General features: G+C 38.9%; 9 protein-coding genes. 2 read left to right on the top strand and 7 right to left on the bottom strand.

From position 1 onward, the window contains the following. Positions 1-209 precede the first annotated feature (209 nt). Positions 210-1,097 carry a nucleotidyltransferase-like protein gene (locus tag KP78_RS08525; RefSeq protein ID WP_041088076.1) on the bottom strand — a complete coding sequence of 296 codons (888 nt, stop codon included), beginning with the start codon at positions 1,095-1,097 and terminating at the stop codon, positions 210-212. A 158-nt stretch (positions 1,098-1,255) separates the two neighbouring features. On the opposite strand from KP78_RS08525, the gene KP78_RS08520 reads away from it, so the two are divergent. After that, a complete protein-coding gene (locus tag KP78_RS08520; protein ID WP_041088074.1) occupies positions 1,256-1,621 on the top strand; it encodes a YgzB family protein in 366 nt (121 codons plus the stop codon). A gap of 210 nt (positions 1,622-1,831) precedes the next feature. Here the strand turns inward: KP78_RS08520 and KP78_RS08515 are convergent, their stop codons facing one another. From KP78_RS08515 to KP78_RS08490, 6 genes are all read right to left on the bottom strand, one after another. Next, positions 1,832-2,722 carry an esterase/lipase family protein gene (locus KP78_RS08515; protein ID WP_084219900.1) on the bottom strand — a complete coding sequence of 297 codons (891 nt, stop codon included), beginning with the start codon at positions 2,720-2,722 and terminating at the stop codon, positions 1,832-1,834. Positions 2,723-3,047: 325 nt separating this feature from the next. Continuing rightward, positions 3,048-3,494 (bottom strand): peroxide-responsive transcriptional repressor PerR, encoded by a 447-nt coding sequence (perR, locus tag KP78_RS08510; RefSeq protein WP_052474715.1) that lies wholly within the window; start codon positions 3,492-3,494, stop codon positions 3,048-3,050. A gap of 155 nt (positions 3,495-3,649) precedes the next feature. Beyond that, on the bottom strand, positions 3,650-4,597 hold the full coding sequence (locus KP78_RS08505; protein ID WP_041088070.1) for a D-2-hydroxyacid dehydrogenase: 948 nt from the start codon (positions 4,595-4,597) through the stop codon (positions 3,650-3,652). Positions 4,598-4,694: 97 nt separating this feature from the next. Further along, positions 4,695-6,230: an AbgT family transporter gene (locus KP78_RS08500; protein ID WP_041088069.1), complete on the bottom strand. Its 1,536-nt coding sequence runs from the start codon at positions 6,228-6,230 to the stop codon at positions 4,695-4,697. Positions 6,231-6,429: 199 nt separating this feature from the next. After that, positions 6,430-6,900: a thioredoxin-dependent thiol peroxidase gene (bcp, locus tag KP78_RS08495; protein WP_041088067.1), complete on the bottom strand. Its 471-nt coding sequence runs from the start codon at positions 6,898-6,900 to the stop codon at positions 6,430-6,432. Positions 6,901-6,971: 71 nt separating this feature from the next. Further along, the gene (locus tag KP78_RS08490) at positions 6,972-7,376 is read right to left on the bottom strand and encodes an ion channel (RefSeq protein WP_052474714.1); all 405 of its coding nucleotides are present in this window, start codon (positions 7,374-7,376) and stop codon (positions 6,972-6,974) included. Between the two features lie 77 nt (positions 7,377-7,453). Here KP78_RS08490 and KP78_RS08485 point away from each other — a divergent pair, with 77 nt between their 5' ends. After that, entirely contained in the window at positions 7,454-8,740 is a 1,287-nt protein-coding gene (locus KP78_RS08485; protein WP_041088065.1) for a glutamate-1-semialdehyde 2,1-aminomutase, read from the top strand. The last annotated feature ends 44 nt before the right edge of the window (positions 8,741-8,784 follow it).

The following is an 8,784-nucleotide window of genomic DNA, read 5'->3' as shown; positions in this document are numbered from 1 at the left end:
TCTTAAATGTTACTTAAATCAAGAATTAACGTTGACGTTTTAGGTTGTTTAGTTTTCAAGGTTCAAGGTGTTTCTTGGTTGCGTTGCTCTCTCAAGCGACTTTCTTATATTAACATAATGTTTTGCTTTATGTCAACAACTTTTTTATCGTTATTTTCGAATGTCATAATCGCTTAGCAGCGACGTTCTTTATAATAACAAGGGATTAATTAAAGATCAAGTGTTTTTTTATTTTTTTTCACAGAATAATATCGATGATAAATCCCTTGCCCTTTTGTTTCAATCGAACGAGTTGATATAACGTTCTTTTCAATTAGGAATTCAATCATTACTGCCAGATCAACAGAATAGTAAACAAGCTCTTCGTGGGATTGAAGATCTTGAAAATTCCACTGCTCTCTTGTATCAAGCACCTCTATCAAATGGGATGCTCCGATTTTTGTCCTAGAATGGATAAGAAACTCACTTGCAAGAAAAAGAAGCTCAAGTCTCTTTTCCAATGTTTCTTCACTATTAACAAGCTCTTCGTATAATTTAAAAATCTCAGGCTCAATCTGCTTTACCTGATTCCAAACCGTGACTTCTGGATGGAATCCATTTTCAATAACAGCAAGTCTGGCTAAGTGATGAAGTGAATGGACAATATGATTATAAGCATCTAAAAAATGGCGTGATTCGAAAAATGCTTTTCCATCCATATAACGGCGAATCAACTTAGCAAACTCAATACCTATTTTGATTTTTCTTCCATAGAAAGGGAAGTCTCTCAGCTCTAATCTCAAGTTTTCTATATATTCATTACGGTCAAAGACCACTCTGCCAGATAACAGCCATTCAGTGACTTTTCGATTGCTTCCTAGCAATAACCATTCTTTAAGCTGATCTTCGCTTACAATATGCATAGCGGCTTTACGGTCTTCGTATGTATAGTGCTTCATAAAAACAGGTTCATCCGCTTCTTTAACAATGACAAATAATATTGTATCAAATGTATCAGTGATTGGACTTTGGCGATCTTTTTTCTCCATAATGATGACACCTAATGTGTTTGGCTGGCTAGCTCGTTCTTGATAAATTGGACGCAGTTTGTCTTCCATATTCAATAAACTCCTTCACTCTATAATCCTTTTACTCAATTCATTCGACACAAAAAGCCATTTTCCTTCTTATAAAAGTTTTCGTAATCAAAACGTCACCATTTGCATCTACAGCTAACAAATATCTATGATATATTAAATATTCAGGGGGGACAATGATGGCAAAAAAATATTCAAATAAGATAAATAAAATTAGATCGTTTGCACTCGCTCTCATATTCGTAGGCTTTATTATTATGTATGCAGGGATTTTCTTCCGCGGCAACCCAATTGTCATGCTGATTTTCATTATTTTAGGAATGCTTTCACTTGTATTTAGTATGGTCGTTTACTTCTGGATTGGCCTGCTGTCAACGAGGGCAGTGGTAGTAAATTGTCCAAACTGTGATAAACCTACAAAAATACTTGGTCGCGTAGACATGTGCATGCACTGTCGTGAACCATTAACTCTTGATCCTGAGCTTGAAGGAAAAGAGTTTGATGAAGACTACAACAAGAAAAGCAGACAAACGAAGCAAACTTAATCAAATATCGTTCATACTATAGATAAATAAAGCTGCAATAGTGCATTTCTCTAAATTACGTAAAGTAAAACACCGTTCAAAATGAACGGTGTTTTACTTTGTAAATAGAGACTTTTTCCTTCTTTCTTCAAGTGTCCCCCCTTATATTTATGTTTTTCATATCACAAAAAGGAGCATCAAGAGAAAATTCGCAACTCTTTCACATTCCCTTTATTTAAATAGAGCTACTGATCGAGCTGGATCTGCCGGACCTTTATGTGCAAGTGCATCGAAAACAAAACTAAAAGCATTCACATCATAAGCAATAAGCTGATGCTCTGTTTGATTTAGAGGATAATAGTCCTGCAATGTAATATTGACCACGTTTTTCGACTCTTTCAAAAAAGAGGAAGTATACGGAACAACCACTTCATCGTTACGGGTTGTAACCACCGTATAAGATACATTTCCTGGTGCTTCATTACCTCTATTAAGTTTTTCCAGAAACTCTGAACCCGTTTCCTGCTGCCTGCATGCGGTGCAGGCAGCAAGATCTGTGACTGTCCATGTTGCATTCAGCCCTATAACCCCTTTTGTGCCGTGATTAGAAGGAACGAGACCAATTAAATCATTGACCACTTTATTACCTCCAAGGAACTTAATATAATAACGCGGCATCATTCCTCCTTGGCTATGTCCGACAATCGAGATTTTTTCAGCTCCTGTATGAGCAAGGACGTTGTCGATAAAGGTTTTCAGCTCCTTTGCAGAGTCTTCTATCGGACCTGTACCATAGCCTGCAGCCGTATAACCATAGTTTAATGAATAAACACAATACCCTTCTGCTTTAAGCAAAGGGGCAAGGTTCGCCCAATTTCGATCCATTGACTCAAAGGTTCCTGGAACAAGTACAATCGGATCAGGATGTGTTTCATCAGGGATACATTTCGGATCATTTGCTCCCAATGGAGGCAATCCCTCGCTAAGCAAAAAATCTCCCGATGCTTCTGCTTTTAATTTTTCTCCACCCAGAAACAGTACTGGTGTCACAATTAAGAATGAAAGAAACAGTATCGTAAATTTCTTCACCATAAACAGCTCCTTTTGAAATATCTTATTCATTTGAATTTACTTGCTAGCTTAAAGGATCATCTTCTGTGATTATTAATTATCCTAAAACAAGGCCATGTAAACATATGTCGGAGATACATAAACTCCTTTTCACTTCACCCGAAATCTTGGATATCAAAAAACACATTATAAACTTCCCCACGGATAAATAAGGATCTGGCGTCAAGCAATTTTATTTTCGAATGTTTTACTAAACAGGCTATACATTCGCGTAAGCGCTGCAAAAATTATCCGTAATAACTTGCGAAGTAAATAAGTTATAAGCAATCGAAAGATCTGTTACATATTTAAAAAAGAAAATAAAAGAAGCACACAATTAGTGCGCTTCTTTTACTGCAGAGCAGTCTTGGCATGTCCCATAAACTTCCATGCGGTGATTATTCACTTTAAATCCCGTTACATGGGATGCAAGATGTTCTACTTCATCTAATCCTGGATAATGGAAATCAACAATCTTTCCACAGTTTTGGCAAATGGCGTGATAATGATCTGTTGTGACAAAATCAAAGCGACTAGAAGAATCTCCATAGGTTAATTCTTTAACAAGACCAACTTCTCTAAAAACGCGTAAGTTGTTATACACCGTAGCCACACTCATATTAGGAAATTTCCCTTCAAGCGCTTTGTAAATATCATCAGCGGTTGGGTGTGTCATCGATCCTACTAGATACTCCAAAATCGCATGACGTTGAGGAGTGATTCTTACGCCAGTCCCTTTTAGTGAATCTAATGCATCTCTTAATTGCATTTCAGACACCGTCATGCACCCTCTTTCTATATAAAGTATTATTTTATAATCTTTATAAATAGTGTACTCGCCTACAGTTGATTTTGTCAATCTCTACAGCTATTTTAAAGGGTTTTAGCAAATTATCAACAGGACATTTAGATTATTTCCATGCAATTTTTGAATTTATTTCAATACCCTCTGTTTAAATCAATGATGTTCTGAAAGTGATCTTCTCCATTTAGATACGCATGCAGATTTCGTTTGAAAATTGTCAATGCACGAGGAATATATTCACTTGAGATACTTGAAAGATGAGGTGTTATCGTGATGTTAGCCTGATTCCACAGAGGATGATCAGCTGGCAGCGGCTCTTCTTCCATTACATCTAACATAGCATATGCAATCTCCTTCGCTCTTAATGCATTCAACAGCACTTCCATCGAAACAAGGCTGCCACGGCCCATATTAATAAATACAGCACTTTCTTTCATTAAATGAAAATGTTCACTTTGCAGTAAATGCTTCGTTTCCTCTGTGCTTGGGAGAAAAGAAAGAATGTAATCTGCATTTGGCAAGGGCTTATTTAGCCTGTCTATCGGATAGGTTTGATCAAAGTGCTCAATTGCTCTTCCATCACTATTTACCCCCTCCGTTTTCATCCCAAACGCTTGAGCAATACGGGCCGTCTCCGTACCAATGGCTCCAGTCCCCAGAATCAAAAGGGTGGAATTGTACAATTCCTTAAGCGGAAGGTTTCTGTTCCACTTTTGTTCTTTTTGCTGATCGTGCATTTCAGCAAATCTCTTGGAATACTGAAGCATAAATCCAAATGCGAATTCACTCATAGGAATAGCATGTATACCACGTGCATTCGTTACAAGAATGTTCCTTTCCTTTATTTGTTCAAACGGCATTTTCTCAAGACCAGCGGATACGACCATGATCCACTTTAACCTATGAAAGCCTAAAATATTTTCTTCTGTTAAGTCCTCTCCGTATGTAACGAATATTTCAGCCTCAGATACAAGCTCTCCCGCTTCACTCAATCGGCGAAAAGAAAATGAAGCGTCCGGAAATTGTTCGATCAAGTCTTTCTGGATTTCATTATTAGGTACGAAAGAAAAAAGTATCTTCATTAACAAATCCCCCTTACAATCTATTTAACCATAAGCTCTTTAAATACACCTAAAAAAAATCCCCCTTGCTTCCAAAAGGAAACGAGAGGGATAGAATTTATTGATTGTAGAATACATTTGCACCTGGACCAAGGTCGATACCAGTGTACATAAAGATTAATAGCATAATTGTCCATACGATTGAAAAAGCAATCGAGTATGGCACCATGGTTGCAACCAGCGTCCCGATTCCAACCTTCTTGTCATATTTTTGAGCGAAGGCAATCACAATCGCAAAATATGGCATCAACGGTGAAATAATATTGGTTGCTGAATCTGCAATTCGGTACAATGCCTGCGTTAGCTCAGGTGCATATCCTAGGTGCATTAAAATAGGCACAAATACTGGCGCCATAAATGCCCATTTCGCTGACGCACTTCCGATGAATAAGTTGATGATCCCAACAATAAACAAGAAGCCCAAGATTAACAGCATACCGTCTAATCCAGCATCTCTTAAGAAATCAGCCGCATTATACGCGAAAATCAAGCCAAGATTACTTGTATTGAAGTAAGCGACAAACTGACCCGCCGCAAACGCCAGCACAATGTACATCCCCATCGTTGCCATTGTGTCTGACATTTGGTTCGCAACGTCTGTATCGTTTTTAATTGATTTGGTCACAACACCATAAACAAAGCCAGGGATTAAGAAAAAGATAAATAGAATCGGTACTAGTACCTGGAAGAATGGTGCAGCTAGTATTTCTTCTGCTCCCGCTCTTAGGGCCCCCCAGCTAGGAACGACAAGAAGAGCAACAAATACACTCGTAATAATGATTGAGAAAAACGCAGCCCAAAGACCTTTTTTCTCAAGCGGTGTTACTCTTTTCAAATCTTCTGATTCATCGTCGTTTGCATTTCCTTTAAACGTTCCAAGACGCGGTTCAACTATCTTTTCAGTAACAAGTGTACCGACAATCGTAATCATGAAAACAGAAACAATCATAAAGTAATAATTCATTAAAATATTCATATCAGCTGCGTAGGCAGGATCAATTGTAGCTGCTGCTTCAATCGTCAAATTCCCCAACAGCGGATCAAGCGACGTCACAAGCAGGTTTGCACTGAATCCTCCGGAAACTCCGGCGAATGCTGCTGCTAAACCAGCCAAAGGATGTCTTCCTAACCCTGCAAAAAGAACAGCACCAAGCGGAACTAAAACGACGTATCCAGCATCCGCTGCCATTGAAGACATTACGCCACCAAATACAAGCGCTGCAGTAAGTAATTGTTTCGGAACAGAGGTTACCAGTGCTTTTAGCGCTGTTGAGATTAACCCTGTACGCTCCGCAATCCCAATACCAAGCATTGTTACAAGAACTGTTCCCAGCGGAGCAAATCCTGTAAAGTTTGAAACAGCAGATTGGAACATGTATAAAATCCCTTCACTGCTAAGCAAATTAAATACTTGTACTTCTTCTCCTTCTACGTTTTCAACAGACCAGCCTAAAGCGGATCCTAGTGCAGACACTAAGACAACGAGTGCAGCAAAAGCGAAAAACAACGTTATCGGATGAGGAAGCTTATTACCAATGCGCTCGACTCCGTCAAGAGCTTTGGTAAAAATTCTTCTTTTCTTTGTTGTATCCATAACGGCCTCCTAATGTATAAGATTATAAATATTGTAACAATTACTGGATAAACAAACAAAAAACATTATATAGAGTTATAGATAAGAAAAAAGATATTTTAAATAATCCAAACTACTGGAAATATTCACATGATTCTAAAAATAAAACATTTGATCATAATAAAAAGCAGTTCAGATTGAACGAACTGCTTTCTAGACATTAATTTAAGTTATCTTTCACAAATTGAAGTGTTTCTTCTACATGACCTTTCACTTTGACGCTTCTCCATTCACCCGCAATCTTTCCTTCTTTATCGATTGCGAAGGTAGAGCGATCCATCCCCATATACTCTTTGCCAAAATTTTTCTTTAATATCCAAACGCCATATTTATCTGCTACAGCATGATCTTCATCAACCAATAAAGAAAAAGGCAGGTCATATTTATCCACAAACGTTTGGTGCTTTTCCTTAGGGTCGGTGCTAACGCCTAAAATGACTGCGTCTAATGAGGCAAATGATTCATAGTGATCACGAAAGTCACACGCTTCTGTTGTACAGCCTGGTGTCATGTCTTTCGGATAAAAGTATAGAATCACATTCTTTTTCCCTTTAAAATCAGCCAATAAAACGGTCTCTCCACTTTGTGATACTAGTGAGAATTCAGGTGCTTTTTCTCCAACAACTGCCATGTGAATGCCCTCCTTAGATTGCTTTGTCATTATTCAGCATACTGAATTGATGGTAAGAGTTCAACTTAAGACTACTTTAAACCGGATGGGGCACGTTGAAAAATCAGTGTCCAAACAACCGTTACAGGAAGAGCATGCCCTAAGAAAGTGGCTAATAATGTAATCCATCTCCCAATTCCAACAGGGATAATTTCACCATTCCCAACAGAGAAGAGCATCATTCCGCTAAAATAAGTAGCCGTTGAAAACAGCTCCCAAAACGATGAAACCCCCCCGACCATCTGCATAACTTGAATTCCTTCCATTGTAAAAACAGTGAATACTGTTGCAAAGCCTATTAATAAAACGGAGTAGGTTACGGTCAATAAGAGAAAATTTTTAAAGGAGAAAACCTGTCCTTCCCATGTACTTGTTAAAAGGTGCTTAACTGCATATGCAGTAATGCTAATCACAATGATTAAGATAATCCATCCCACTTGATAACCTCCTTTATTTGCGCAAACAAGTTGTCCATATTACAATACCTATGACGTAAAACTTGGGAGGAGACATAATGAATTTTTCAAATTCTGAGCGACTTCATGAAGAAGCGCAAAAACATATAGTTGGTGGGGTCAACAGTCCATCCCGTTCATATAAAGCGGTTGGAGGCGGCTCACCCGTTGCGATGGAAAGAGCGAAGGGTGCCTATTTTTGGGATATTGATGGTAATCAATATATTGATTACCTGGCAGCATATGGACCGATTATTACGGGACATGCTCACCCCCACATCACAAAAGCCATTCAGCATGCAGCTGAATCGGGCATTTTATATGGAACGCCTACCAAGCACGAGGTAACATTCGCCAAAATGCTTAAAGAGGCAATGCCTGCCATGGAGAAGATTCGCTTTGTAAATTCCGGCACTGAAGCTGTTATGACGACCATTCGAGTAGCACGTGCATATACAGGACGAGATAAAATCATTAAATTTGCTGGATGCTATCACGGTCATTCTGATCTTGTATTAGTGGCAGCCGGTTCAGGCCCCTCTACTCTCGGAACACCGGACTCTGCCGGGGTAACGAAAAATATTGCTAGTGAAGTTATTACCGTTCCCTTTAATGACATCGAACCCTTTAGAGAAGCATTAGCTGCTTGGGGCGATGAGATTGCTGCGGTTTTGGTTGAACCGATTGTGGGGAACTTCGGTATTGTTGAACCGCTTCCTGGCTTTTTACAGCAAATTAATGACCTAACACACGAAGCTGGAGCGCTTGTCATCTACGATGAAGTTATTACCGCATTCCGTTTTATGTACGGAGGAGCACAAGATTTATTAAATATTAAACCTGATTTAACAGCTTTGGGTAAAATTATTGGCGGCGGTTTGCCGATCGGTGCATATGGCGGACGAATTGATATTATGGAGAAGGTTGCTCCACTCGGGCCTGCTTATCAAGCAGGAACAATGGCAGGAAATCCCGCTTCCATTCAAGCCGGGATTGCGTGCTTAGAGGTATTAAAAGAAGAAGGCGTTTATGAAGAAATGGACCGTCTCGGAGCGATCCTTGAAGAGGGAATCCTAGCTTCAGCAGCCAAGCATGATGTATCGATTACCATCAACCGTTTAAAAGGGGCACTGACGATTTATTTTACCGATCAAAAGATTATAAACTACGAGCAGGCTGAAGCGACTGATGGAGAGATCTTCGCACGCTTTTTTAAACTGATGCTATCACAGGGGATTAATCTGGCTCCTTCAAAATATGAAGCATGGTTTTTAACAACTGCTCACACGGAAGAAGATGTAATTCAATCGCTTAAAGCAGTTGACTACGCTTTTAAAAACCTTTAAATCAAATGACTATTGACTAAAATAAAGATTTGCATGTCTTCTTG

Source organism: Jeotgalibacillus soli (assembly GCF_000829435.1).
GTDB lineage: Bacteria > Bacillota > Bacilli > Bacillales > Jeotgalibacillaceae > Jeotgalibacillus > Jeotgalibacillus soli.
The sequence above is the reverse complement of the archived record's forward strand: the minus strand, read 5'-3'. Positions and strand labels throughout refer to the sequence as shown.

Bases quoted from the DNA above. Each gene is read 5' to 3' on its own strand.
- KP78_RS08525 (WP_041088076.1), bottom strand. From the start codon at position 1,097: ATGGAAGACAAACTGCGTCCAATTTATCAAGAACGAGCTAGCCAGCCA.
- KP78_RS08520 (WP_041088074.1), top strand. From the start codon at position 1,256: ATGGCAAAAAAATATTCAAATAAGATAAATAAAATTAGATCGTTTGCA.
- KP78_RS08515 (WP_084219900.1), bottom strand. From the start codon at position 2,722: ATGAATAAGATATTTCAAAAGGAGCTGTTTATGGTGAAGAAATTTACG.
- perR (WP_052474715.1), bottom strand. From the start codon at position 3,494: ATGACGGTGTCTGAAATGCAATTAAGAGATGCATTAGATTCACTAAAA.
- KP78_RS08505 (WP_041088070.1), bottom strand. From the start codon at position 4,597: ATGAAGATACTTTTTTCTTTCGTACCTAATAATGAAATCCAGAAAGAC.
- KP78_RS08500 (WP_041088069.1), bottom strand. From the start codon at position 6,230: ATGGATACAACAAAGAAAAGAAGAATTTTTACCAAAGCTCTTGACGGA.
- bcp (WP_041088067.1), bottom strand. From the start codon at position 6,900: ATGGCAGTTGTTGGAGAAAAAGCACCTGAATTCTCACTAGTATCACAA.
- KP78_RS08485 (WP_041088065.1), top strand. From the start codon at position 7,454: ATGAATTTTTCAAATTCTGAGCGACTTCATGAAGAAGCGCAAAAACAT.